Origin of the sequence: Nesterenkonia alkaliphila, from assembly GCF_009758175.1 — a bacterium.
Classification (GTDB): Bacteria; Actinomycetota; Actinomycetes; order Actinomycetales; family Micrococcaceae; genus Nesterenkonia; species Nesterenkonia alkaliphila.
Window position 1 is genome coordinate 17,030 of record NZ_WRPM01000046.1, and the last position, 23,591, is coordinate 40,620.

Here is a 23,591-nt window from a genome sequence, read left to right on the forward strand (position 1 = left end):
AGTTACCTCCATTCATCGAGAGCGCGCAGGAGCACGCGGTATCAGATAAGGCGGGAGGGGCATCAGCCCCGGTCCTCAGCGGGCAGTGGAGGAGAGAGACGGCGCCGCTGGTGCCGTTTTCCGGGGACGACGCCGCAGGAAATTCCCGGGGGACGGTTACGCCTCGGCGGCGGCCGGCTGCATCTGGGGGCTCAGCACGGCGCGGAATCCGGCGATCCCGGCCCGGGCGGCCTGCTGGATGCTCTCCGTCTGGTCGGGGTCAGCCAGGAAGGCCCGCAGCGAGACCTCCGCCGAGGTATCGGCGTAGCGGTGCATATCATTCATGGTGCTGATCCCGGAGTGGAACCGGTACTGGCTACCTTCATTGAGGTTCAGGGCCGCCTGGACCATCTCTGCGGCATCCGCGGTCCGGAAACTGCCATCCTCAAGCCCGTCGTCCACGATGCTCCGGAGCTTCCCGGCGAGTTCCGCGTAGTCGCTGTGGAAATCACTGAAGACATCGGGCTGCTGGGTGGCTGACTCCTCCAGGTCGTAGAAGTTCAGCGGCGCCGAGCACATCTGGATCACGTCTTGGTAGAGCACGATGTAGAGCCGGACCGGAGCGGGTTCGCTGCGCCCGGCCAGGGCCCGGGCGGCCGTCAGCGATACCCGGTTCTGATCCATGATGGCCCGCAGGACCTCATCCTTGGACCGGAACCAGTAGTAGATGGAGGACTGCCGCAGACCCGAGGCCTGAGCGATCTCGGTCATCCGCGTGGCCTTGAAGCCTTTCTCAGCGAAGAGCTCCGCTGCGGCGGTGACGATGCCTTCCCGAGGGTCATCGGTGACGATACCGCTCTGACGAGGGCGTCCTCCCGGGGCGACTGATCTGGCCATGCAGTTGATGCTACCCATTGTGCGAGACCGGGGAGTCAAGCGGCAGGTGCGTGACATGGCTCCCCTCACCCGGAGCGCTCGTGGCGGGCGCATGCTCAGTCGTTGCCCGCGAACAGCGACTCGTAGTCCTCAGGCTCTCCGCTGAGGATCCCGTACTCCACGGACGCTTCGGCGTAGTCCTGAAGGGTCTCCACCTCGTTGTCATTGGGGAACATCGGCAGGTTCACGTCGTCAATGTACTCGGCATCGAAGCCCATCTCCTCCACGGCCACCTCACGGACCAGATCGGGGTTCTCCTCCGCGAAGGTGTTGATCTCCGTCATAGCGTCCTGGAATGCCTCGACCACCTCGGGGTTGGCCTCGGCATAGGACACAGAGGTGGACCAGTAGCCGCCGACCTGCTCGGGGAAGGACTGGGCGCCCGGGGCGATCAGCCACTCGTATCCCGCTGCCAGGCCGGGGGCCAGGAAGGGTTCCGAGACCCAGATGGCATCGACATCGCCGCGCTCGAGCGCTTCTCCCATATCCGGGAAGGGCAGCTGGGTCCAGCTGAGCTCGGAGTGGTCCAGGTCGAGGTTGTCGAAGGCGCGGCGGACATGGACCTCCCCGATGTTCTGCAGGGTGTTGACCGCGATATTCGCCCCCTCCAGGTCTGCAGGCTCATCGAATCCGCTGTCGGGTAGGACCAGCAGCCCGTGATCGTCCTCCTCGAATTCGCCGTGGGGCGCCCAGGCGGGGTGGACCAGTTGCAGGGGCAGGGCCTCGTCGATCGCCGCCAGCTGGCTCACCGTGTTGGAGTAGCCGAACTGGTACTCATCGGAGAGCACCGCGGGGATGACCGCGGCACCGCCATCGGCGAAGCTGATGTCAACGCCCAGGCCGTGCTCCTCGAAGATGCCCTCAGATACGCCCAGGAACAGCGGCGCGGAGAGGATGCCGTTGAGGGTGCCGACGCTGATCTCCACCAGGTCGTCGCCCCCGTTCTCCTCCCCGGGGCTCTCCCCGTTGTCATCGTCGCAAGCGGCGAGAGCCAGGGCAGCGGCTGAGGCCACGGTGATGATTTTCATGCGGTGCGGTAGGCGAGTGATCATGTTCTTCTTTCCTTTTCCTCAGGGGTGGGGGTAAGGGCTCAGGCCGCCATGGGGGTGGCGGTGCTGACCATCTCCCGGATGCGCCCGAAGACATGAGTCCTCAGGGTGGCGAACTCCGGGAGGGACTTGGTGCGGATCTGATCCCGCGGATAGGGCAGCGGGATGTCCACGATCTCGTCGATCCGGCTGGGGGAACGGGACACGATGGCCACCCGGTTGCTCAGGTACACGGATTCATCCACGTCGTGGGTCACGAACAGCACGGTGGTGCCGGTCTCTTCGCGGATGCGCAGCAGGAGGTCCTCGAGGTCGGCCCGGGTCTGGGCGTCCACCGAGGCGAAGGGCTCATCCATGATGAGCACCTGGGGCCGGTAGGCGATCGCCCGGGCGATCGCCACGCGCTGCTGCATGCCTCCGGAGAGCTGGAAGGGCTTCTTCTCCATGGCATCGGCCAGTCCCACCTCCTCCAGGGCGCTGGCGACCCGCTGGGCGCGCTCGGCGGCGGAGATCCCCTTTTTCATCAAGGGCAGTTCTACGTTCTTGGCCACAGTGATCCACGGCATCAGGGAGCGCGCATAGTCCTGGAAGACGACGGCGAACTCCCGGGGCGGGCCGCTGACCTGCTGGCCATTGAATGTCACGCTCCCCGCGGTGACGTCGTCGAGTCCGGAGATGCAGCGGAGCAAGGTGGTCTTCCCAGCACCGGAGGGACCAACGATGGTGAACAGTTCCCCTTCCTCGATATGGAAGGACATGCCGCTGACCGCGGTGAACCCTCCGGACTTGGTGGGGTAGGTCTTCTCCATATCAGAAACGATGAGCATTTTATCTCTCTTGATTGATGAAACAGTACGCAGTATGGGACATACTTTTCGACCGGCTAGGACGGCTATTCAAAGCAAACCTTCAAGCTCCTTTAAAGACTGTATTGAAACAGTAGGCTCCTAAAGTTTCACTGCATTATCTGATGTGTTACAGGAACGTTTCATTGCTGAGTTTCAGTGGCGTCATGATTCACGGTCACGCCGCGGGTCCGCCCAGCGCAACAATCGCCGTTCGATGAGTGAGTAGGCGAAGGTCAGCAGGAAGCCGAGAATCCCCAGGATCAAGATTCCGGACCACATCGTGAGGATCTGGAAGGTGGCCTGGGCCTGGGTGATCACGAATCCGAGCCCCTGCTGGACTCCCACCATTTCGCTGGTCACCATCAGGATCAGGCTCAGCGGAATGGCGATCCGGATTCCCACCAGAATGCGCGGCAGCACCGCGGGCAGCATGACGTACCGCTGGAACTGTATCCCCTCCACCTGGAAGGCCCGGGCGGAGTCCCGCATGGTCGTGTCGATGCCCCGGGCCCCGTCCGCGGTGCTGAGCAGGATAGGCCAGATGCAGCCCAGTGCAATGAGGAAGATCTTCATCTCATCACTGACCCCGAAGAGCATCAGTGCGAAGGGGATCAGTGCGGTGGCGGGGATGGCCCGGGCGAACTCCAGGCTGGGTGTGACCGTCTGCTCCACGACGGCCAGCTGGCCGATGACCAGTCCGATGGCCACCCCCAGGACGATGGCGAAGAAGAGGCCTCCGCTGAGGGTGCGCAGACTGGCCAGGATGTTGTCCACGCCCTCCGGCGTGGTCCAGTACTCCCAGGCTCGTTCCACGATGGCTTCCAGGGGCGGGAAGTAGGGGTTGTCGGACCCGCGGGAGAGGAGGAACCAGGCTAGAAGGGCGGTCACCGCGCCCAGCAGACCCAGGACCAGCCGGCCCCTTCCGGTGTGCGCTGCGGCGTTGAGGCTCGATACGGTGGTGCGGGTAATACTGGCGGAGCTCACTGCTTCCCTCCCTTTCCGTGGGTGCTGGCCACCCGGGATTCCGCCCACCGGACCAGGCCATTGAGCACGATCCCAGCGATCCCGCTGAGCGCGATATAGGCGTACATCCGCGCGGGGTTGCCCGCGCTGCGAGACATGGTGATCTCATAGCCCAGCCCCGGCATCTGGATGATGATCTCCGCGGTGACGATGAGGATGAGCGTGGTGGAGGTAGCCAGCCGGATGGAGGTGACCAGATAGGGCATCATGCTGGCTAGTTGGATGTACCGGATGCGCTGCCACAGGGTGAAGTTGTAGGAGCGGGCAGTCTCCAGCGCCACCGGGTGTGCTGATCGCACGCCCACGATGGCGGGGATGAGCACCTGCCAGAAGGCGGCGAAGACCGCCAGGAAGAGCGCGGAATCCGAGCCAGTGCCGATGGTCAACACCACCAGCGGGATCAGCGCCACCGAGGGCACCGGGCGTAGGAATTCGATGACCGGGCGTAGGAAGGCCTCCAGCGGGACCACCAGGCCCAGCAGCACCCCTATCACCGTGCCCAGCACCACGGAGATCACCAGCGCCTGCAGCCAGGTGCTCAGCGTCCCGAAGAGCGCATCGGGCAGGGCGGAGCCGCCCAGTTCCCCGATGAATGCAGTGAAGATCTCACTGGCCGGGGGGAAGTAGTTCGAGGGCAGTACCTCGGTACGTGTGAGCAGTTCCTGCAGGCTGATGAGGAAAGCGATGAACGCTGTGGGCAGCACGAAGCGTCGTCCGGGTAGGGAGGCTGTGCCGCTGCGGCACTTCGGCGGGGCGGGGGCGACGACGGCTGTCATACTTCGAACTCCATGTACCGGTCGATCTGCAGGTTGCTTCCGGCGGTACGGTACTCCGCCCGGGTCTTCTCCCAGCTGAAGTGCAGCCGGGAGTACTCCACCATGGTGTTGGCCTCATGCATCCGCTCTGCTTCGAAGGCCTGCAGCGCCCGGGGGACCTCCATGTGCTCGTCCAGTTTCCCGGCGAGCACCTGGCCGTCGATGAGCGCCTGGTTCGCGCCCTGGGCCATGCCGGGGTACATGGGGTGTGCGGAGTCTCCGAGCAGGGTTACGCGCCCATCGGCCCAGCGCGGCAGGTGGTTCTTGTAATGGGTCAGTTCCCGGCCGATGATGCTCTCGGGTTCGCTGACCTCGATGATCTTCGGTACCGGGGTTCCGGTCCAGGTGTTGTAGACGCCGCGGAACTCCTCGAAGGTCGAGAGACTCCCGAGGCTTCCGTACCAGTAGGCGTGGGTGGCGTCGATGGGGATCCAGCCGAAGTGCCCTTCAGCCCCGTAGACATCGGCCTGGACATCGGCGGGGACCCCGGCTTCTGCTGTGGCGAATACTCCGCGCCAGCGTGTGATGCCCTCATCGGTGAATTCCGGGGGCCCGCCCAGCATGTGGTTGCGAATCTTGGACCCCACGCCGTCGGCGCCCAACAGCAGATCACCGGTGGCGGAAGTGCCGTCGTCGAAGTGCACGGTCACCGAGTCGGTGTCCTGCTCATAGGACACCGCGGTGGTGTTGAACTGGATGGTGTCATATCCGAGCGCCTCGGCGAGCATGGCGTTGAGACGACGGCGGCGGGCTCCGGTGATGGGGGCACCCAGCAGTTGGTCCCATCCGCTGACGTCGACATCCGAGGTCAGGGTGCCATCGCTGTCCAGGGCCCACCAGCGCTTCATCGCCGCGGCGAAGGAGAGGAACTCCTCCCCCAGGCCCAGTCCCTTGAGGACCCTGACCCCGTTGGGCCAGATATTGAGCCCCACGCCGGCAGTACGCAGTTCGGAGTCCTTCTCGAAGAGCCGGACCTCCCAGCCGTGCTTCCTCAGGTGCAGGGCGGAGGAGAGCCCGGCCACGCCGCCTCCGCAGATCAGTGCTGTACGCATCAGGCCGTCCCCCCTGCTTCCGGGAGGACGACTCCGGAAAGTCGTTCAATGGCCTTGATGAGAGCCCCGTGGTCTTCTCCGCCGTCGCCGGCTGCCCGGAGGGCCTGGACCAGCTGTGTGGTGAGGCCCGTCAGCGGGACCGCCAGGCCGGCCTGCTCTGCTGCGGCCAGGGCGATCCTGAGGTCCTTATAATGCAGATCCAACCGGAATCCGGGGGTGAAGTTGCGCTCGAGCATGGCAGGGCCCTTGACCTCCAGCACCCGGCTGGCGGCCAGGCCGCCGTTGAGGACTTCCAGTGCGGAGGGGATATCCACCTCGGTGCGCTGCAGCAGGGAGATCGCCTCCCCCACCAGCGCGATGTTCCCCGCCACGAGCATCTGGTTGGCGGCCTTGACCAGCTGCCCGGAACCGGCTGGTCCCACATGCGCCATGGCGGAGGCGAAGACGCTGAGCACCTGCTGGGCCCGGGTGACCGCCTCGGACTCCCCGCCCATCATGATGGCCAGCTTCCCGGCGACTGCGCCCACCTCCCCGCCGCTGACGGGGGCGTCCACGAACTGCATGCCTGCCTCAGCCAGCTGAGCCCCGATCCGGGCGGCCGACTCCGGGGAGATGGTGCTGCAGTCAATGACCAGGGCGCCAGGGGGCAGGGAGGAGACTAGTCCTTCCTCGGCGAAGAGCACTGCCTCCACGTCGGGGGAGTCCGGCAGCATCGTGATCACCACCTCGGAGGCCTTGCCGACCTCGGCGATGCTGGCCGCACCGGTAGCGCCCCGGGTGAGGAGGTCCTGGGCCTTGGCGGGGGTGCGGTTGTAGACGCTCACCTCGAGTCCGGCGTCGATTAGGTGCCCGGCCATGGGCTTTCCCATGACGCCGAGTCCGATGAATCCGACCTTCATATCTGTTTCTCCTTGGTCCGTAGTCTGGGATCCTGGTGCACGGGCACTCAGTAGCCGCGGGTGAGATCGACGACGTTGCGGAACTCCCGGCCGGCCACCAGGCGGGAGAGGTTGTCCACAAACACATCGACCTGCCGGTCTCCCAGCAGCTGGGAGGCGTGGGAGTCGTGCGGGAAGACCAGGGCGCCGGGCGCCTCCCAGAGCGGGTCGTCCGCGGGCAGGGGTTCGGTGACGTGGCAGTCGATGAGCGCCCCGTTGAGGTGTCCGCTGTGCAGGGCGTCCACCAGAGCGGCGGAGTCGTGGACGGCGCCGCGGGAGACATTGGCCACCCATCCGCCGGGCTTCATGGCGGCCAGCGCCTCGGCGTCGATCAGTCCATTGGTCTCAGAGGTCAGCGGCGCGGCGATGACCAGGTAGTCTGAGATCGTCAGCGCGGCGTGCAGTTCCGCGGTGGTGCGGATCTCGTCGAAGCCCTCCACCTTGTTGCCGCGGCGATTGATGCCGATGGTGCGGATGCCCATCGCCCGGGCCATTCGCGCGGTGACAGTGCCGATATTGCCGGTGCCGAGCACGGACATCACCGAGCCGTCGAGCTCGCGGGCGGGCAGTTCCTGCCATTCCTTGGCGTCGTGGTGCGCCCAGCGCTGGCGCAGCATCTTGGCCTCGGCGAGGATGCCGGTGATGACGGTCTCGGCGATGGCGTTGGCCGCCACTCCTCCGGCGTTGGCCAGCACCACTCCCTCGGGCATGATGCCCACCAGGTGCTCAGCACCGGCGCTCATGGACTGCAGCAGCTTGAGGTCGGGGTTGAGGAGACGCTCCAGCCCGGGCATCTTGAGGATGCCCTGCTCACCTTCGATGCCCTTCTTCGAGCCGCTGGTTTCCACCATGATGGCGTGCGGGGGCCGTTGCGGGCCTTCCCCGGCGTGCAGCGCGGAGACGGGGAGGTGCTCCAGCCAGACGTCCTCGGCCACCGCGGTGATGCGCTGTTTCTGCTGCTCGGTGAGCCAGATGCCCTCATCGGGGTCGGCAGCGCCCTGCACGGCCTTGGGAAGCCCGGCGACGACGATATTCAGTGACACGATGTGGTCTCCTTCGGGTGTAGCGATCAGGTGGGGTTGGTGGTGGCCAGCAAGCTCTGCAGGCAGGATTCGACCTGGCTCTGCTCCTGAGGGCGGATGCCGGGGCGGCCTGCGACATGGCCCAGGGGGGACCGCAGTTCGCGCAGTTCGCCTGCCACGAGATAGCGGGCTTCGGCCCGGCTCTCCCGCAGCGTGAAGTAGGTATCGGTGGTCGAGGGCATCAGCACGGTGCGGGCGGTGATGCTACTCAGGGCTGGCCGCAAGCCCCCGCGCTGGGCGCCGAGATCGGCAGTGCGCCACATCCGCAGGCTGGTCATAAGGTCATGGGCGTTGTGCTCAAGGTGATCCCGCCCCCAGGAGGCGACGACTTCGGCGGGATCCCGGTAACCCAGTTCGCGGTAGATACCGGTGGCATAGAACTCCTCGGAGTACGCCCATCCGGCGTAGACGCGGCCGAAGGCGTCCAGCCCGACTTCCGGGGGCTCGCCGTGCGGCCCGTTGGCGAACCGGGGGTCGGCGTGCAGGGCCGCGGCGAGCCCGTCGAGGAAGACCTGGTTGGTCTCCGCGCAGCGCGCTGCGCTGCAGCAGGCGAATACCGCCTCCACCTCCCGGGGGTACCGGATGGCGAATTCCAGGGACTGCATCCCTCCCAGCGACCACCCGGCGGCCAGTCTCAGGCGCTGAACCCCCAGGTGCTCCAGTAGCTGCCTGACCGCGCGCACCGTGTCCGCGATCTGCACCGGCGGGAACTCGGCGGCGGTATTCGACGGGGAACTCGAGACTCCTCCGCCGAAGTGGTTCACCGCCAGGATGCAGTGCCGGGAGGGGTCGAGGGCCTGACCGGGCCCGAACCAGGGGGCATAGCTCCGGTCGGTGCCAGTGTAGTAGCTGAAGAGCACCACGCAGTTATCACCCGCCGGATTCAGTTGCCCGTAGCGCCGGTAGCTCAGCTGCGCCCCGGGCAGCGGCCGACCGCTGACCAGGCGGAAGTCCCCCGGCTGGAAGCTCTCCAGTGCGGGAAGGGCGGTGCTGGCCTGGTCGAGGCTCATGGGATCCTTCCGTGGCGCTTATCAGGGGTCTGGCGGGAGGGGCCTCAGTAGAATGTGAGGTAGCGGTCGCGTTCCCAGTCGGTGACAGCGGTCTGGTAGGACTCCCATTCACCGCGCTTGTAGTCAATGAAGGATTTCCAAAAGGCCTCGCCGCAGATCTCCCGAGTGAAGGGATCCGCCTCGAAGGCGTCGATGGCGTCCCCCAGCGTGCGTGGCAGCAGGCTCAGGCCGCGCCTGCCGTAGTCGGCGGGGTCCACTTCGTAGAGGTTGTCGGTGTGGAAGTGCTCCAGTTCGGTTTTCTCCCGAATACCCTCCAGGCCCGCGGCCAGCAGCAGCGCGGCGGCCAGGTGGGGGTTGGCGGCCGAGTCTACGGCGCGGCATTCCACCCTGCCCCCGCCCAGCGGAATGCGTAGCATATTGGTGCGGTTGTTGTTGCCGCAGCTGGCGAAGATGGGTGCCCAGGTGGAGCCCGACATGCTTCCCTGGCGCACCAGGCGCTTGTAGCTGTTCACCGTGGGAGCGATGACCGCGCAGATCGCGGGGGCATGGCGCAGGATCCCCGCAGCGAAGTGGTAGCCCAGGTCGCTCAGACCGGCGTTCCGCGGGTCATGATCGGTCTCGAAGATGTTCTGACCGGATTCGGCATCTGCCAGGGACATGTTGAAGTGCGCCCCGGAGCCCGTGCGGTCGGCGAACGGCTTGGGCATGAAGGTCGCGTATGCGCCGTGCTTGCGGGCTACCTCGCTAGCCATGGCGCGGAAGATGACCACGCGGTCGGCCATGGTCATCCCGTCGGCGTAGGCGAAGTCGATTTCAAACTGACCCTGGGCGTCCTCGTGGTCGAATGAGTAGACGTCCCAGCCCAGGGTGTTCATGTGGTCGACGAGTTCCTGGAGCCACCCGAAGTTGTCCATGAGGGTGGGAATGGCGTAGCAGGGCTTGTCGAGGGTATCCCGGTCGCTGAGGTTGTCAGTTCCGGTTTCTCCCTCTTTGAGGACAAAGAACTCGGTTTCGACGCCGAGATTGAAGGTGTATCCCAGCTCAGCGGCCGCCGTGGTTTGACGAGCGAGAATATTGCGCGTGGAGGCTTCGAACTCCTCTCCCGCCACATAGAGGTTCGAGAGGAAGAGCGCCACTTCCTCCCGCCAGGGAAGCACCACTCCACGGTCCAGATCGGGTCGGGCGGAGAGTTCTTCATCGGAGACGTCCTGGGGCAGTCCGTCCAGCGCAGCACCGGTGAAGAGCTCAGAACCATTCGCCATCTGCACGAAGTGGTCGATAGGAACCATCTTGCCCTTGAGGTTCCCATGCAGATCGGTGTATCCGGCAATCGCGAAGCGGACTCCGTCTTCTTTTAGCTGCTTGCCGAGTGTCGCAGCCTGTGCATCCTGGAACACTATTGCCCTCCCGTCGTAGTTTCTACTATGTATCGAAACACTAGATGGACAACATTTCTCGGCCTTGTCATTGCTGTTACAGGCAGGTTACTGAGCGTTCTCATCCAGAATCGTTTTGATGGAACGCAAAAAGACAGTGTGCGACAGGCGAACCCCAGGTGCTCAGCCCTAAGGGCTCAAGTGGCACGCCTATAGATAGACACAAAGACCGCCCCGGAAAGCGCCGCGCTCAACACCAACCTTGCCAGCGAGTGACAGGCCCGAATAGGCGGAGCGCCACACGCTAGGAAGCATGCACTCAGTCTTGGGCTACGCCGTCGGCCGTTAGTCAGCGGCCGACGGCGTAGCCCTGGGCGCCGCGGGGGTTGGCGGCGGCTTTGAGCCATTCGCCGTCGCGAGCCACAGCCGAGAGCCGGCCCTCGGTCCAGCCGCCGCCGACTTTGAGGTCGTGACCGCGGCGGGCCAGTTCCTGAAGCACCTCCGGGGCGAACCGGTTCTCGATCATCAGCTGCGCCGGGAAGGATTCCCGGGGGTAGAAGGAGCTGGGCACATGTGTGGAGTGGAACGCAGGAGCATCAATCGCCTCCTGAAGGTTCATCCCCCCGTGCACCAGGTTGAGGAACAGCTGCAGATTCCACTGGTCCTGCGAGTCCCCGCCGGGGGTGCCGAAGGCCAGCCAGGGCTTGCCGTCACGCAGCGCGAAGCTCGGGGTCAGGGTGGTGCGCGGGCGGGCACCTGGGCGCAACGAGTTCGGCAGCCCCTCTTGGAGCCAGAACATCTGGGCCCGGGAACTGAGGCAGAAGCCCAGCTCCGGGATGGTCGGGGAGGCCTGCAGCCAGCCGCCGGAGGGGGTGGCGGAGATCATCAGTCCGCCGGAGTCCACCACATCCACGTGGCAGGTATCGCCCCGGGTCTCCCCGTTGTTGGCCACTGTGGGCTCGCCCACCCCGGCCGCTGCGGCGGTCAGGCTGGCCTGCGGGTACTTCGGCAGCACTGGAGTGCGGCCACCGGGTGAGCCGGGCAGCAGAGCCGTGGAGGCGGCGTCGTGGTCTATCAACGCCCGCCGGGCGGCGGTGTACTCCGCACTGAGCAGATCATCCAGCGGCACCTCAGTGAACCGCGGGTCCCCGTACCAGGCCTCACGGTCGGCGAAAGCCAGCTTGGAGGTCTCCGCGATCAGGTGCACCCAATCAGCCGAGCCCGGTCCCAGGCTGTCCAGGTCGAAGCCCTCCAGCAGGGCCAGCTGCTGCAGCATCACCGGGCCCTGCCCCCAGGGTCCGGTCTTGGCCACAGTGAAGTTCTTGTAGTCCAGGGTGACTGGCTCCTCCACCTCGGGGTGCCAGCCGGCCATGTCCTCAGCGGTGAGCAGCCCGGGATTGGCCTGGCCGGAGGTGTCCTGCACAGGGTGGGAAGCGCAGAACTCGCCGATCGCCTCCGCCACGAACCCCTGGTACCAGGCCCGCTGGGCCGCCTCAATCTGGGCCTCGCGATCACTGCCTGCGGCCTCGGCCTCCTCCACCAGGCGGGTGTAGGTGCGAGCCAGCACGCTGTTGCGGAACCTGCTGTTGGGGGCGGGCACCTCGCCGCCGGGCAGCCAGGTGGCGGCGGAGGTGGGCCAGTGATCGGCGAAGAGATCCTTGACCGTGGCGATGGTGCTCGAGACCCGGGACAGCATCGGGTGGCCGTGCAGGGCAAAGTCAACAGCGGGGCTGAGCACCTCGCGCAGGGTCATAGTGCCGTGGCGGGCCAGCAGGGTCAGCCAGGCGCCGAAGGCCCCCGGGACCACTGCTGAGAGCAGGCCCGTGCCGGGCATGATGTCTAGGCCCATGTCCTTGAGCCGGGCCACGGTGGCGGCCTGTGGTGCGGTGCCCTGACCATTGATCACCTCGACCTTCTGCTCGGTCTCGGACCAGACCAGAATGGGCACCTCGCCGCCGGGACCGTTGAGGTGGGGTTCGACCACCTGGAGCACGAATCCGGAGGCCACCGCGGCATCGGCGGCATTGCCTCCGCGCTCCAGGATGCTCATGCCGGTCTGTGAGGCGAGCCAGTGGGTGGAGGCGACCATTCCGAAGTCACCGAGCAGTTCGGGGCGAGTTGATTCGAGCACCCCTCCAGCATAGTTGCCGGCAGTAACTGTTGCATTCTGCAACGAACTCCACAGAGTTTTCCCCAGGTCGGGACAGCACTGCAGGCCGCGCCGTGGCCTGCACAGGACTGCGACCCGGCATCCCGGGAGATCACCGGACGGGCCACCGTGGAAGCAGCCGCCCACCACCCGGTGGCGGCAGGTCCACCGGAAAGGAGAGAACTGTGAGCGATCCACCCAAGGACCGGTCCCTGGCAGCCCTGCACACTGAGGAGGACGGCCTGGCCACCGCTGAGTATGGAATTGTCATGCTCGGAGCGGTAGCTTTTGCCGGCCTGCTCACCGCCATCCTCACCTCGGACACCGTCCGCGGCTGGCTGGAGGCGATCGTGCAGCGGGCACTGAGTGCCTAAACACAGGTGCGGTCCATGAACCGAACCCGGTACCGCTTAACCAGATCACCTTCTTCCACTGCGGAGCGGGGGTCCGTCACTGCCGAGTTCGCCCTGGCGCTGCCCGGGGTGGTGCTGGTGCTGCTGCTGGTGATCTCACTGGCGATGACCGGCGCCTCCCGGGTGGCTCTGGAGGATGCGGCCCGGGCCGCGGCCCGAGAGGCCGCCCGAGGGGAGTCCGTGGCATCCGCTGAGCAGACGGCCCGGGACGCCGCTGGTGACGATATCTCCATCTCTGTCTCAGCTGAGGGCGCCTACACCACAGTGGTGGTGAGCCGGCCCGTTCAGGTGCTCGGTCTGATCGAGCTCAATGCAGAGCTGTCTGCCGAAGCCCATGCCCGGACCGAGCACCTGGAGCAGCCAGGCGGTGCCCCGTGAGCCGGAAGATGCTGCAGGAGCAGCGCGGCTCCGGCACCGTGGCGGCGCTGGGGATCATCGCAGTGCTGCTGGTGCTGCTGGGCGTAGTGACAGTGCTCGGCGCAGCAGCCACCGCCAAGTCCCAAGCAGCCCGCGCCGCTGATCTGGCCGCGCTGGCTGCGGCTGACACCGCCCGGGGGCTGACCATCGGCGACCCCTGCACCGTGGCCGAGCAGGTGGCCGCGCGCAACGGTGCCCAGCTTCAGGAGTGCACCGTGGGCGGGGAGTATCCCACCGAGGTGACTGTCACGGTCAGCCGCGACTCCGGCGTCGTCGTCATCTCACATCTGATCCCTGCGGTGCATCTGAACGCGGTGAGCACCTCCCGCGCCGGCCCGCCCGAGGCGCTGCAGGGCGAGTAGACCTACACCCGGTCCCCCTCTGGGGATCCGCCCGGCTCATGGGGCGGGAATGCCTACGTGCTCAGCGACACTGCGCATCTGACCCGCTAGATCCCCAGGGCATCGGGGAGCATGCTAACCACTACCGGCACTACGCCCAGCAGGATGAAGGCGGGCAGGAAGCAGGCACCTAGCGGCAGCATCATCTTCACACCCAGCCGCTCAGCCGCAGCCTCGGCTTCATGCCGGCGCTCGGCGCGGGCCCGAGCGGCAGCCGCCTGCAGCATCCGGGCGCTCGGGGCTCCGGTGGCATAGGCGAAGCTCAGATGGTCACAGAAGCTGCGCAGCTCAGGATCCTCCGCCACGGCATCCACGGCCTGTTCCCAGCTCGCTCCGGCCGCGAGCGCCCGGTGCACTCCGGCAAGCGGCTGGGCGCCAGGCACTGCATGTGCCAGCCGGGCGAGTCCAGCCTCGATGCCCACCCCGGCCCTCAGCAGTGCTGCGGTGAGGTCCAGCAGTGCAGCGGCGTCCACCGCGGAGCCGGGGTCCTTGGAACGACGACGAAGCCACCCTCGCAGCGCCCTGTCCCAGGGCCGGCTCTCTGCCACCCTCTCTGCCGGAAGGCGGGGCACCAGCAGCAGAGCTGCGGCCGCCGCGGCAAGACCGGCGGAGGTCACCCACAGGTTAGACATGGCGCATCACCGTTCTGATCATCCTGCTGCTCCAGACCCGGCCGGCCAGCAGGCACAGCGTTCCTCCGACCAGGCAGGCCAGCCCCAGTCCGCCTCCGAACAGTGCTCCAACCGGCTGGGCGCCCATCAGCTGCCCCAGGCCCAGGCCGCCCACCGGCAGCAGAGTCAGCAGCAGCTGGGTGAGCCGTGGCCCGGCCGTGGCGGTCTGCACCGCGGCAGCCAGTTCCGCAGAGCTGTCCACGGAGTCGGCCAGCTGCTCCACCAGCCCCGAGAGCGGTGCTCCGGTCTGCTCGGACAGTGCGGTGACCGCCAGCAGGCGCTGCAGCAGCCGGCGCAGCTCGGGGCCGCGGTGGGCGTTGAGTTCGCTGGCAGAAAGCGCCCGGCGCAGCCCTTCGGCGGTGCCGGCGCCGGAGGTTTCGGCGGCGGCGGTATGGCGGCACACCGCGGTGAGCGGATGCTCCGGGTCCCTGCCCCGCCAGGTTTCCCGCAGATCCGCCCAGGCCTGGGCCTCACCGCGCCCGGAGGCCAGCAGTGCGGAGAACTGGCGCAGCAGCTCGGCAGTCTCTTTGCGCAGCTGCCCGGGCTGCTGCCCGGCGCGGGACCGCAACGCCCTGCCCAGCGCCAGGAGGGCGGCCGCACCCCGGTGTTGTCCGGGCCGGCGTGTCTGCGCGGGGAGCACCAGAAGGACTGCCGCCACCGCGCAGCAGATGGTGATCAGCATCAGGACCAGTCTCATCCCAGCAGCTCCTGCCAGGCCGGGCCCTTCTCCACCCGCTCCGCCACTGTGGTGAGTACCGGGCGCATGACCAGCCGGGCGTCGTCGTAGGTCAGGGCGGAGAGCGCCACCGGCATCCGCCGCCCGCCGCGGCGCTCCACATGAATCACCGCATCAAGCGCGGCCGCAGCCTGCACGGCCACAGCCTCAGGGGTCAGGCCGGCCAGTGCGCCCATCGCCACCAGCCGCGCGGGCACCGCCTGGGGCGAGTTAGCGTGCACCGTGCCGCCAGCCCCCGCGTGGCCAGTGTTCATGGCGGTGAGGAAGTCGCGCAGTTCCGCTCCGCGGCATTCGCCCACAATCAGCCTGTCCGGGCGCATGCGCAGGGTCTCGCGCACCAGCTGGCCCATGTCCACCCGGCCGGCGCCCTCCACGTTGCCGCCGCGGCTCTGCAGATGCAGCACATGCGGATGCGTGGGGGCCAGCTCGGTGGTGTCCTCGACGATCACCATCCGCTCAGTGGCCGGGACCTCGCTGAGCATCGCAGCCAGCAGCGAGGTTTTCCCGGAGCCGGTGGCCCCGGAGACCAGGCAGTTGCGGCGCTGGTCCACCAGCCCGCGCAGGGCTGAGAGCCATTGCTGAGCCCCAGTCCAGTGCCGGGCAAGCTGCTCCAGAGTGGCGGTGGAGCCGCGCGCCACCCGCACGGAAATCAACGTACCCTCCACCGCGATCGGCGGGATCACGGCGTGGATGCGGCAGTTGCCGATCCTGCCATCAGCGCAGGGGTGCCCCTCGTCCAGTCTGCCGCCGGCCACCGAGACCAACCTGCGGGCCAAGGCCCGGGCCTGCTCCTCACTGCCGATCTGCTGCCCGGTGTCGGTGAGCCCGTGCTCCCCGTCGGTCCAGATCCGCCCCTGTCCGTCTAGCACCACATCAGTCACCCCAGGGCTGTCCACGAACTGCTGCAACGGGCCCAGCCCCACCAGCTCGTCGCGCAGCGCCTTGACCAGCTGCGCCGTGGTGCCTGTGCCCAACGCAAGGCCTTCGGCGCGCACGGCCTCCGCGATGCGTGCAGCGCTGACCGGCTCGGCAGAGGCGGTCAGCCGCTCCCGGATGGCCTCCAGCTGCTGCTCACGCATCGTCTGCCCCCAGCGCGCTGAGCACCCGGGCGATGAGCGCGCTGCCTCGCCTGCTGCGCAGCAGCTCATAGGCCTCGGCAATGTCATCAGTGCGGGCCAGCCACTTCTGTACCGGCAGGTCGGCCACCACGGGTGCGCCCAGCGTCTCTTCCGCCTCAGCGGCGCTCCAGCCCGGGGCGGCGTGCCCGTTGAGCACCAGCTGAGGCCGCGACTGCGGTGCGGCGCGGATCAGCTGTTCAGCCGCGTCCACGCCGCGCCGGGAGGCCCGGGTGACCAGCAGCAGCTCATCGACGTTCTCACCCAGCCCGCTGAGCGTGTCTGTCTGCTGGCCGGTATCAATAACGACGACGTCGTAGGCTCGCCTGGCTGCCAGCACCGCAGCTCTGAGCCGGGCGGCGGGGATTCGGGACAGTGCCGGGCCGGTGAGTACGCCGATGCCCTCCAGCACCGGGACCGCATCTCTGAGATGTGCGGCGGAGAGCTCCCCCTCGGTGCTGGCCAACTGCTTCCAGTCGAGCTCACCGCCGCTGAGCTTTTGGCTGCCGCCGGCCGAGCGCAGCAGATCGGCGATCCCACTGCCCGGTCCGCCAGCGGCGTCGATCAGGATGCAACTGCGCTCCCGGGCGGCCAGCTCAGCCGCGCAGAGGTAGGCGAAAGTGGTGGCGCCGACACCTCCGGCGGCTCCGGCCACTGCGATGACCAGCCCCTGGGAGCGATCCAGCACCTGGGCCGAAAGGTGCTCGGTAAGCCACTTTTCGGCGGCTGGCAGCGGCACCGGTGTCAGGCCGGGGGTCTGGGCGGCGGCTGACCAGACCGCCTCGGCGTCGTGGCCCACCAGCAGGCACTGCTGGGCCATCACGGCAGTGCGCGGGGTGCTCTCCGGGCAGCAGAGCACTGCTACGGCCGATTCTGCCGCCTTGTCAGTGATACGACTCCAGCGTGTGGCTGTCTCCAGCCGCAGTCCCACCACCGCAGCGATCAGGGCGATGTCATCGCACAGCTGTTGGTCCTCGGTGACCAACAGCAGGACCGGGTCCTCTGCGGCCGGGACCGCGCCCGCAGGTCTTGGAGCAGGGCGTTGGCTGAGTCTCATATGACTCAGAGTGCTGAGCAGCTCTCCGGTTCAGCAGCGGCACTGCAGGACACCGTGGAGATACCGGCGCGCCGAGGACCGCTGACCCCGCCCTGGGGAAAACTGCAGCCAGGCCCGCGTAGCCGGGTCCGTCGACTGCGCAGTCAGCGCCAGGACTGAGTCCACCCCGCACCTGAGCCAGGTGGGAACTCGATCAGCGCCGCACCGCAGTCAGCGCCGGAACTGGGTCAGCGCCGGAACTGGCGGGGATCGATCTCCCTGGTCCGGTCCCAGTCACGCTCCCAGCCCAGCCGGTGAATCATCCGGTCCAGCAGCGTGCCGGTGAACCCCCAGACAAACGCGGCGTCCTCGCCACCAAACAGGTACGCAGGGGAGGGCAGCCGCGGGCCGCGGTGGACCACCACGGCGGTGTGCCGGTGTTCGGGCTCCACCAGGTGGGCCACGGGGATCTTCAACACCCGGGAGACCTCCCCGGTCTGCGGGGCGAGCACTCCGGGATCCTCAGCAACGGCCACTACCGGAGTGACCACAAAGCCGCTGATCCGGATCGGTGCCACCGGCAGGGTGCCGATGACCTTGACCCGGCTGGGGTCCAGCCCCGTCTCCTCCTGAGCCTCGCGCAGCGCTGTGGCCACCGGGCCGGAGTCGCCCTCCTCAGCGCCGCCTCCGGGAAAGCTGATCTGGCCGGGGTGCTTGGCCAGCTGGGGGCTGCGCTCGGTCAACAGTACGCGCGGGCCCTCGGGGCTCGGCCAGAACAGGGCGAGCACCGCCGCCTCACGGGAGGCTGCGGGGGCCGTGACGTGCTGGTGCACCTCATGGGCGGGGACTCCCCACCACCAGACGCCTGCGGCAGCGTCCTCAGGGTGCTGGGCGGCGTAGTCGGCGCCGAGCTGCACGAGCCCGCCGAGCGCCTCAGCCAGCTCCTGCTGCGTGGTGGGCAGCGGGGTCTCGGGGGCGGCGTCCTGCCTTGGTCGGGAATGATTCTCAGGCACTGAGCGGATATCCTTCCGCCTGCAGCTGCCGGCGGGTGTAGCCGGCCAGGAACTTCTGGTGCAGCTCCTCCCGGCCGGGGGCCAGCTCGTACTTCAACAGTTTGGCCGCGGCCTCAGCGTCCGTCTCCCCAGTTCCGTAGCTGGGGCACAGATGTGCCACCGGGCAGGCCCCGCAGGCCGGGCGCCGGGAGTGGCAGACTCGCCTGCCGTGGTAGATCAGCCGCTGCGACAGGTCGGTCCAGTCCTTGGGCTCAAACAGCTCCGCCACCTCCCGCTCCACCTTCACGGGATCGGTCTGCTGCGTCATACCGAACCGACGGGCCAGCCGGCCGAAATGGGTGTCCACGGTCAGTCCCGGCCTGCCGAAGGCACTGCCCAGCACTACGAACGCAGTTTTCCGCCCCACCCCGGGCAGCTTGACCAACTGGTCCAGATCCTCAGGGACCTGACCGTCATGCTCCTCCACCAGTGCGCCGGCCAGTCCCAGCAGCGAACGGGTCTTGGCCTGGTAGAAGCCGGTGGGCCGGATGATCTCGGCAAGCTCAGCCTCATCAGCGGCGGCCATCGCCTCGGCATCCGGATAGCGGGCGAACAGCCGGGGGGTGATTGCGTTGACCCGTACATCGGTGGTCTGCGCCGAGAGCACGGTAGCCACCAGCAGTTCGAAAGGGGTCTCGAAGTCCAGCTCGGCCACCGCATAGGGGTAGGTCTCCCCCAGAATGCGGTTGATCCTCCGGACTCGGCGTTTTTTGCCGATGAGCGTCTTATCCTGCGCTGGTGTGGCCATCACCACCATCCTATGGGCAATCCACAGGCCGGTGGGCGGCGTCGTACCCTTCTTGCTAAGACCGCTCACAGCGCGATACCGACCGCTCATCCGTGATCCTCACCACTCTGTGACCCTCATCTCGCCTGAGCAGGCGGGGTCGCGCTATTGTGAGGACAGACACAGCTGTGAAGCCCAAGGAGGTACATTTCATGACCACCACACCCGACGAGAGCGTCCAGACCTTCCCACCGAGTGCGGACTTCGCTGCTGGTGCTGTTGCCACCGCAGAGAGGTACGACGCCGCCCGGGCCGACCGTCTCGGGTACTGGGCGGACCAGGCCCGCAGCACCCTGAGCTGGGACAAAGACTTCGGCGAGGTGCTCGACTGGTCCGAGGCTCCCTTCGCCAAATGGTTCGTGGGCGGGGAGCTCAATGCGGCCTATAACTGCGTGGACCGTCATGTGGAGGCCGGCAACGGTGAGCGAGTAGCACTGTACTTCGAGGGTGAGCCCGGCGACACCCGTGAGATCACCTATGCAGAACTGAAAGCGGAGGTGGCCAGGGCCGCCAACGCCTTCGAGTCCCTGGGTGTGGCCAAGGGCGACCGGGTGGCCATCTACATGCCGATGATCCCGGAGACTGTGGTCACCATGCTGGCCTGCGCCCGGATCGGCGCGATCCACTCGGTGGTCTTCGGCGGGTTCAGCTCGGATGCGCTGCGCTCCCGGGTCGATGACGCCGAGGCCAAGCTGGTGGTCACCGCAGACGGCTCCTACCGCCGCGGCAAGCCTTCCGCGCTGAAGCCCAATGTGGACACCGCCCTGGCCCGGCCCGGGCACACCGTGGAGCATGTGGTGGTGGTCCAGCGCAACGGGGAGGCCGTGGACTTCGAGGAAGGCCGCGACATCTGGTGGCATGACCTGGTACCAGGCCAGTCCGCCGAGCACAGCTATGTGCCGCATGACTCCGAGCACCCGCTGTTCATCCTTTACACCTCCGGCACCACCGGTAAGCCCAAGGGCATCCTGCACACCACCGGCGGCTACCTGACCCAGACCGCGGTCACCCACCGGGACAGCTTTGACCTCAAGCCCGAGCAGGATGTCTATTGGTGCTCCGCCGATGTCGGCTGGGTCACCGGGCACAGCTACATCGTCTACGGACCGATGGCCAATGGCGCCACCCAGGTGATCTACGAAGGCACCCCGGACACCCCGCATAAGGGCCGGCTCTGGGAGATCGTGCAGAAGTACAAGGTCACCCAGTTCTACACTGCGCCGACCCTGATCCGCACCTGCATGAAGTGGGGCCGGGAGATCCCTGACCAGTACGACCTCTCCTCGCTGCGTGTGCTGGGCACTGTGGGTGAGGCGATCAACCCGGAGGCCTGGTTGTGGTTCCGTGAGGTGATCGGCGCCAATAACGGTCCCGGCAACCCGCCCAAGGAGCAGCCGGCCCCGGTCGTGGACACCTGGTGGCAGACCGAGACCGGCGCTCATATGATCGCTCCGCTGCCCGGGGTCACGCACACCAAGCCGGGTTCGGCCCAAACCCCGGTGCCCGGTGTGGAGGTCGCCGTGGTGAATGAGGAGGGCAAGCCGCTGGGCAAGAGCGAGGCCGGTCTGCTGGTGATCAAAGAGCCCTGGCCCGCCATGCTGCGTGGGATCTACAAGAACCCGGAGCGGTACAAGGAGACCTACTGGTCACGGTTCGGCGATCTGTACTTCGCCGGCGACGGCGCCCGTTACGACGCTGACGGGGATATCTGGCTGATGGGCCGGGTGGACGATGTCATGAACGTCTCCGGGCACCGGCTCTCCACCACGGAGATCGAATCAGCACTGGTGGCCCATGAGGCCGTGGCCGAGGCCGCGGTGGTCGGTGCCAAGGACGCCACCACCGGCGAGGCTGTGGTCGCCTTTGTGATCCTCACCGGCGCAGCCGCCGAGGCCACCTCGGACAAGGAGGCCCTCGAGCAGGAGCTGCGTGGGCATGTGGGCAAGGAGATCGGGCCGATCGCCAAGCCGCGCAATGTGCTGGTGGTGCCGGAGCTGCCCAAGACCCGCTCCGGCAAGATCATGCGCAGGCTGCTGAAGAATGTGGCCAACGGCGATGAGGTGGGCGACGCCTCCACCCTGGCCGATCCCTCCATCATGGAGCAGATCGCCGAGGATATGCGCGCCAAGCACGGAAGCTGAAGCGGTGGAAAGGCGGCGGGTGCCCCTCCGCCCCGCCGCCTTCCAAGTAGTCTGTTCCTATGACTGGGCGACTGCTGATCGTGCATGGGCCGAATCTCAACCTGCTGGGGACCCGCGAGCCGGAGATTTACGGTTCGGACACCCTTGAGGACGTCAACGAGCTGTGCCGAAAGACCGCCTCTGAGCGCGGGTTGGAAGTACAGACTGTGCAGTCGAATCACGAGGGTGAGCTGGTCGATGCGATCCAAGCTGCCCGCGGTAATGCCGATGGCATCGTGATCAATCCCGCGGCCTACACCCACACCTCAGTGGCGATCGCCGATGCGCTGGCTGCGGTGGGGCTGCCGATAGTGGAGGTGCACCTGTCCAATGTGCACGCCCGGGAGCCGTTCCGGAAGCACTCCTATGTCTCTGCGCTGGCCAGTGCGGTGATCGCCGGTGCCGGCATCACCGGCTACCGGTTCGCCGTGGAGCACCTGGCCGAGCTCATCAACAGCCGCAGGTGAAACCGTTGAACTGAGAGGGAGCCAAATGAGAATCACAGTTGTCGGCGGCACAGGAACTGCCGGAAGAGCTGTCACCAGGGCGGGGCAGGCGCGCGGCCATCACGTCAATCCGATCTCACGCAGTACCGGTGCTGACGTTCTCACCGGTCAGGGACTGCAGGAGGCGTTCACCGGGGCCGACGTGGTGGTTGATACCAGCAGCATCCCCACCCTCTCCGGTCCCACCTCAGTGAAGTTCTTCACCGCCGCCTCCCAGAATGTCCTCGCTGCGGCCCGGCAGGCAGGAGTCGAACATGTGGTGCGCCTTTCCATCATCGGAGTTGACCGTAATCCGCACGGGTTCTACGCCGGTCAGCTGGCGATGGAGAAAATCTACGACGACGCCCCAGTTCCCACCACTGTGCTCCGTGCAGCACAGTTCCATGAGTTTGCCGCCCAGACGCTGATGCGCTCGTCCTTCGGCCCGCTGGGGTTGGCTCCCAGAGCGCGGGTGCAGCCTGTCTCCGGGCAGGAGGTTGGCCAACGAGTAGTAGAGATCGCTGAGGGAGCAGCCCAAGGCCAGGCCGCTGATCTGGCCGGACCGCGCGAAGAGGACCTCGCGGAGATGATCCGCCGCTATGCGCAACGTGCCGGGCTTCGGCGGCTCATTGTGCCCGTGCGCCTGCCCACCGCCATGATGCGCGGGATGGCCGCGGGGCTGCAGCTGCCCGATGCGCAGGCTCAGCTGGGCTCCCAAACCTTCGCAGAGTGGCTGGAGCATCACGCGTAGTCCCCCGTGAGCCACGGTGGAGAGTCGCCCCGCGGGCGCTCGGCCGAGGACAAGGGCTCAGCGCTGCACGCACTGGCCGGTAGAGACGGTCTCGGTGAAGGACTCGGGGGCGGTGAGCACCTGCCCGGCCGCCTCGGCCGTCACAGCGAAGCCCACCGAGTTGCCCTCCATGGCGCGGGCGAACACGATGCCGGAGACCCGTCCTTGCTGATCCACCAGCGGGCCGCCAGAGTTGCCCTGCCGCACATCGGCGTTGAGCTGGTAGATCTCCAGCTCTGAGGGGGAGCTGCCGTAGATGTTGTTGACCTGGGAGACATCGCGGGCCTGGACCACCGCGGAACCCACTGAGAAGGGTCCGCCTGAGGGGTAGCCCATCACAAAACCAGCCTCCCCCGGTTCCATCGGACCTCCCACCGGGGCTGCCACGGCCTGGATGTCATCCACGGCCAGCAGCGCCAGGTCGCTTGAGGTGTTGAAGTAGACCACCCGGGCAGTGCCGATCTGCCCGTCCGGCAGCTCCACCGAGGGCTCGGCAACTCCGGCCACCACATGCGCGTTGGTCGCCACACGGTGGGGGCCCACCGCCACGCCCGAGCCGGCCTGGGACTGGCCGCACTGCTGAGCCACGCCGGTGATGCGGGCCACCGACTGCTGTACCGTGGCCGCAGCCTCCGTCAGCTCACTGGCCTGTGGGGCCTCCGGCTCTTCCGGAACCAGAAGCTGGGCGAGCTCGGGGATATCGGAGGCCAGCACTGTGGAGCGGACATCGGCGAACATCGCCTCGACCCGCTCGGGCATCAGAGTGTCGATGCCCTGCAGCACTGCCGACTGCTTCATGTGCTGGTTGACCTGCGGGAAGCCCATGGCCTGCACGGAGAAGCTCAGGGCTGCGATCACAATGAAAGCCACCACCAGATTGACGGCAGCCCCGATCAGTGCCGAGACCGTCTTCAGCGCCGGTGAGCGGAACAGCCGCTGCACCTCAGCACCGGCAGCGGAGCCTAGGGCGTGCCCTGCCACCACCAGCACGATGGCTGCGCCGATCACCGCCACCACCCGCCACAGCGGGTCCGGCACCCAGGAGGCGACAGTGGGAATCGCGAAGAACGCTGCCGTTGCTCCCACCAGGAATCCGGCAGCTCCGCCCACTGTGGCCCAGACGCCGCGGGCGAATCCGGCCGCTACAAAGCCAATCACCACCAGCACCAGGACCACATCCAGTAAAGTCACGAGACCATACGTTAGCCTGACAGCGCTACAACCTGGTAACTTCTATGCCATAATGATCAA

General features: G+C 67.0%; 25 protein-coding genes. 7 read left to right on the plus strand and 18 right to left on the minus strand.

The genetic code is table 11. The features are described from left to right. Window positions 1–156: 156 nt before the first annotated feature. The 11 genes from GNZ21_RS06505 to GNZ21_RS06555 all read right to left on the minus strand — a co-directional run bounded on the left by GNZ21_RS06505 (window position 157) and on the right by GNZ21_RS06555 (window position 12,239). Window positions 157–876, minus strand: coding sequence for a TetR/AcrR family transcriptional regulator (locus tag GNZ21_RS06505; RefSeq protein WP_157322547.1), 720 nt, complete (start codon window positions 874–876; stop codon window positions 157–159). A gap of 95 nt (window positions 877–971) precedes the next feature. Beyond that, window positions 972–1,967, minus strand: coding sequence for an ABC transporter substrate-binding protein (locus tag GNZ21_RS06510; RefSeq protein WP_157322550.1), 996 nt, complete (start codon window positions 1,965–1,967; stop codon window positions 972–974). 38 nt (window positions 1,968–2,005) lie between these two features. Next, a complete protein-coding gene (locus GNZ21_RS06515; protein WP_157322552.1) occupies window positions 2,006–2,791 on the minus strand; it encodes an ABC transporter ATP-binding protein in 786 nt (261 codons plus the stop codon). A gap of 183 nt (window positions 2,792–2,974) precedes the next feature. After that, window positions 2,975–3,796: an ABC transporter permease gene (locus tag GNZ21_RS15890; protein WP_198345979.1), complete on the minus strand. Its 822-nt coding sequence runs from the start codon at window positions 3,794–3,796 to the stop codon at window positions 2,975–2,977. Further along, a complete protein-coding gene (locus GNZ21_RS06525) occupies window positions 3,793–4,611 on the minus strand; it encodes an ABC transporter permease (RefSeq protein ID WP_157322554.1) in 819 nt (272 codons plus the stop codon). Before GNZ21_RS06525 ends, GNZ21_RS15890 begins: the two co-directional genes overlap by 4 nt. Beyond that, the gene (locus GNZ21_RS06530; protein WP_157322556.1) at window positions 4,608–5,702 is read right to left on the minus strand and encodes an FAD-dependent oxidoreductase; all 1,095 of its coding nucleotides are present in this window, start codon (window positions 5,700–5,702) and stop codon (window positions 4,608–4,610) included. The genes GNZ21_RS06525 and GNZ21_RS06530 overlap by 4 nt, the downstream gene beginning before the upstream one ends. Next, window positions 5,702–6,601 carry an NAD(P)-dependent oxidoreductase gene (locus GNZ21_RS06535; RefSeq protein WP_157322558.1) on the minus strand — a complete coding sequence of 300 codons (900 nt, stop codon included), beginning with the start codon at window positions 6,599–6,601 and terminating at the stop codon, window positions 5,702–5,704. Before GNZ21_RS06535 ends, GNZ21_RS06530 begins: the two co-directional genes overlap by 1 nt. Window positions 6,602–6,648: 47 nt before the next feature. Then, on the minus strand, window positions 6,649–7,683 hold the full coding sequence (locus GNZ21_RS06540; RefSeq protein ID WP_188503574.1) for a D-2-hydroxyacid dehydrogenase: 1,035 nt from the start codon (window positions 7,681–7,683) through the stop codon (window positions 6,649–6,651). Window positions 7,684–7,709: 26 nt separating this feature from the next. After that, window positions 7,710–8,732, minus strand: a complete 1,023-nt coding sequence (locus GNZ21_RS06545; RefSeq protein ID WP_157322560.1) for an alpha/beta fold hydrolase — start codon at window positions 8,730–8,732, stop codon at window positions 7,710–7,712. Between the two features lie 44 nt (window positions 8,733–8,776). Beyond that, window positions 8,777–10,129, minus strand: coding sequence for a type III glutamate--ammonia ligase (gene glnT, locus GNZ21_RS06550; RefSeq protein ID WP_188503575.1), 1,353 nt, complete (start codon window positions 10,127–10,129; stop codon window positions 8,777–8,779). Between the two features lie 328 nt (window positions 10,130–10,457). Further along, window positions 10,458–12,239, minus strand: coding sequence for a gamma-glutamyltransferase family protein (locus GNZ21_RS06555; protein ID WP_373868407.1), 1,782 nt, complete (start codon window positions 12,237–12,239; stop codon window positions 10,458–10,460). Between the two features lie 203 nt (window positions 12,240–12,442). Here GNZ21_RS06555 and GNZ21_RS15895 point away from each other — a divergent pair, with 203 nt between their 5' ends. The 3 genes from GNZ21_RS15895 to GNZ21_RS06570 are packed head-to-tail and all read left to right on the plus strand — an operon-like array spanning window position 12,443 to window position 13,449. Next, entirely contained in the window at window positions 12,443–12,631 is a 189-nt protein-coding gene (locus GNZ21_RS15895) for a DUF4244 domain-containing protein (RefSeq protein WP_229659453.1), read from the plus strand. Window positions 12,632–12,646: 15 nt separating this feature from the next. Continuing rightward, window positions 12,647–13,048 carry a TadE family type IV pilus minor pilin gene (locus GNZ21_RS06565; RefSeq protein WP_157322562.1) on the plus strand — a complete coding sequence of 134 codons (402 nt, stop codon included), beginning with the start codon at window positions 12,647–12,649 and terminating at the stop codon, window positions 13,046–13,048. After that, window positions 13,045–13,449, plus strand: a complete 405-nt coding sequence (locus tag GNZ21_RS06570) for an Rv3654c family TadE-like protein (protein WP_229659454.1) — start codon at window positions 13,045–13,047, stop codon at window positions 13,447–13,449. Before GNZ21_RS06565 ends, GNZ21_RS06570 begins: the two co-directional genes overlap by 4 nt. Window positions 13,450–13,535: 86 nt before the next feature. Here the strand turns inward: GNZ21_RS06570 and GNZ21_RS06575 are convergent, their stop codons facing one another. The 4 genes from GNZ21_RS06575 to GNZ21_RS06590 are packed head-to-tail and all read right to left on the minus strand — an operon-like array spanning window position 13,536 to window position 17,067. Further along, a complete protein-coding gene (locus GNZ21_RS06575) occupies window positions 13,536–14,120 on the minus strand; it encodes a type II secretion system F family protein (protein ID WP_157322564.1) in 585 nt (194 codons plus the stop codon). Then, a complete protein-coding gene (locus GNZ21_RS06580) occupies window positions 14,113–14,856 on the minus strand; it encodes a hypothetical protein (RefSeq protein WP_157322566.1) in 744 nt (247 codons plus the stop codon). Before GNZ21_RS06580 ends, GNZ21_RS06575 begins: the two co-directional genes overlap by 8 nt. Then, on the minus strand, window positions 14,853–15,974 hold the full coding sequence (locus tag GNZ21_RS06585) for a TadA family conjugal transfer-associated ATPase (protein ID WP_157322568.1): 1,122 nt from the start codon (window positions 15,972–15,974) through the stop codon (window positions 14,853–14,855). The genes GNZ21_RS06580 and GNZ21_RS06585 overlap by 4 nt, the downstream gene beginning before the upstream one ends. Then, complete coding sequence (locus GNZ21_RS06590) at window positions 15,967–17,067, minus strand: CpaE-like family protein (RefSeq protein ID WP_157322570.1); 1,101 nt, start codon at window positions 17,065–17,067, stop codon at window positions 15,967–15,969. Before GNZ21_RS06590 ends, GNZ21_RS06585 begins: the two co-directional genes overlap by 8 nt. Here GNZ21_RS06590 and GNZ21_RS06595 point away from each other — a divergent pair, their 5' ends adjacent. After that, the gene (locus tag GNZ21_RS06595) at window positions 17,068–17,226 is read left to right on the plus strand and encodes a hypothetical protein (RefSeq protein WP_157322572.1); all 159 of its coding nucleotides are present in this window, start codon (window positions 17,068–17,070) and stop codon (window positions 17,224–17,226) included. 68 nt (window positions 17,227–17,294) lie between these two features. Here GNZ21_RS06595 and GNZ21_RS15900 read toward each other — a convergent pair whose 3' ends face one another. After that, window positions 17,295–18,059, minus strand: a complete 765-nt coding sequence (locus GNZ21_RS15900; RefSeq protein WP_157322574.1) for an NUDIX hydrolase — start codon at window positions 18,057–18,059, stop codon at window positions 17,295–17,297. Next, window positions 18,052–18,846, minus strand: coding sequence for an endonuclease III (nth, locus tag GNZ21_RS06605; RefSeq protein WP_157322576.1), 795 nt, complete (start codon window positions 18,844–18,846; stop codon window positions 18,052–18,054). The genes GNZ21_RS15900 and nth overlap by 8 nt, the downstream gene beginning before the upstream one ends. Before the next feature lie 191 nt (window positions 18,847–19,037). Here nth and acs point away from each other — a divergent pair, with 191 nt between their 5' ends. From acs to GNZ21_RS06620, 3 genes are read left to right on the plus strand one after another with little or no spacing between them, the layout of a single operon-like run. Then, window positions 19,038–21,026, plus strand: a complete 1,989-nt coding sequence (gene acs, locus GNZ21_RS06610) for an acetate--CoA ligase (protein WP_157322579.1) — start codon at window positions 19,038–19,040, stop codon at window positions 21,024–21,026. 59 nt (window positions 21,027–21,085) lie between these two features. After that, a complete protein-coding gene (gene aroQ, locus GNZ21_RS06615; protein ID WP_157322581.1) occupies window positions 21,086–21,532 on the plus strand; it encodes a type II 3-dehydroquinate dehydratase in 447 nt (148 codons plus the stop codon). A gap of 25 nt (window positions 21,533–21,557) precedes the next feature. Continuing rightward, window positions 21,558–22,301 carry an SDR family oxidoreductase gene (locus tag GNZ21_RS06620; protein ID WP_157322583.1) on the plus strand — a complete coding sequence of 248 codons (744 nt, stop codon included), beginning with the start codon at window positions 21,558–21,560 and terminating at the stop codon, window positions 22,299–22,301. Window positions 22,302–22,358: 57 nt separating this feature from the next. On the opposite strand, the gene GNZ21_RS06625 is transcribed toward GNZ21_RS06620, so the two are convergent. Next, window positions 22,359–23,531: a MarP family serine protease gene (locus tag GNZ21_RS06625; RefSeq protein WP_157322586.1), complete on the minus strand. Its 1,173-nt coding sequence runs from the start codon at window positions 23,529–23,531 to the stop codon at window positions 22,359–22,361. Window positions 23,532–23,591: the final 60 nt, after the last annotated feature.

What these genes read in the sequence shown, in the direction of transcription:
- GNZ21_RS06510 (WP_157322550.1), bottom strand. Translation starts at nt 1,967, where the DNA reads ATGATCACTCGCCTACCGCACCGCATGAAAATCATCACCGTGGCCTCA.
- GNZ21_RS06620 (WP_157322583.1), top strand. Translation starts at nt 21,558, where the DNA reads ATGAGAATCACAGTTGTCGGCGGCACAGGAACTGCCGGAAGAGCTGTC.
- GNZ21_RS06505 (WP_157322547.1), bottom strand. Translation starts at nt 876, where the DNA reads ATGGCCAGATCAGTCGCCCCGGGAGGACGCCCTCGTCAGAGCGGTATC.
- nth (WP_157322576.1), bottom strand. Translation starts at nt 18,846, where the DNA reads ATGGCCACACCAGCGCAGGATAAGACGCTCATCGGCAAAAAACGCCGA.
- GNZ21_RS06545 (WP_157322560.1), bottom strand. Translation starts at nt 8,732, where the DNA reads ATGAGCCTCGACCAGGCCAGCACCGCCCTTCCCGCACTGGAGAGCTTC.
- acs (WP_157322579.1), top strand. Translation starts at nt 19,038, where the DNA reads ATGACCACCACACCCGACGAGAGCGTCCAGACCTTCCCACCGAGTGCG.
- aroQ (WP_157322581.1), top strand. Translation starts at nt 21,086, where the DNA reads ATGACTGGGCGACTGCTGATCGTGCATGGGCCGAATCTCAACCTGCTG.
- GNZ21_RS06515 (WP_157322552.1), bottom strand. Translation starts at nt 2,791, where the DNA reads ATGCTCATCGTTTCTGATATGGAGAAGACCTACCCCACCAAGTCCGGA.
- GNZ21_RS06590 (WP_157322570.1), bottom strand. Translation starts at nt 17,067, where the DNA reads ATGAGACTCAGCCAACGCCCTGCTCCAAGACCTGCGGGCGCGGTCCCG.
- GNZ21_RS06580 (WP_157322566.1), bottom strand. Translation starts at nt 14,856, where the DNA reads ATGAGACTGGTCCTGATGCTGATCACCATCTGCTGCGCGGTGGCGGCA.
- GNZ21_RS06535 (WP_157322558.1), bottom strand. Translation starts at nt 6,601, where the DNA reads ATGAAGGTCGGATTCATCGGACTCGGCGTCATGGGAAAGCCCATGGCC.
- GNZ21_RS06565 (WP_157322562.1), top strand. Translation starts at nt 12,647, where the DNA reads ATGAACCGAACCCGGTACCGCTTAACCAGATCACCTTCTTCCACTGCG.
- GNZ21_RS06530 (WP_157322556.1), bottom strand. Translation starts at nt 5,702, where the DNA reads ATGCGTACAGCACTGATCTGCGGAGGCGGCGTGGCCGGGCTCTCCTCC.
- GNZ21_RS06585 (WP_157322568.1), bottom strand. Translation starts at nt 15,974, where the DNA reads ATGCGTGAGCAGCAGCTGGAGGCCATCCGGGAGCGGCTGACCGCCTCT.
- GNZ21_RS06595 (WP_157322572.1), top strand. Translation starts at nt 17,068, where the DNA reads ATGACTCAGAGTGCTGAGCAGCTCTCCGGTTCAGCAGCGGCACTGCAG.
- GNZ21_RS06575 (WP_157322564.1), bottom strand. Translation starts at nt 14,120, where the DNA reads ATGTCTAACCTGTGGGTGACCTCCGCCGGTCTTGCCGCGGCGGCCGCA.
- GNZ21_RS06525 (WP_157322554.1), bottom strand. Translation starts at nt 4,611, where the DNA reads ATGACAGCCGTCGTCGCCCCCGCCCCGCCGAAGTGCCGCAGCGGCACA.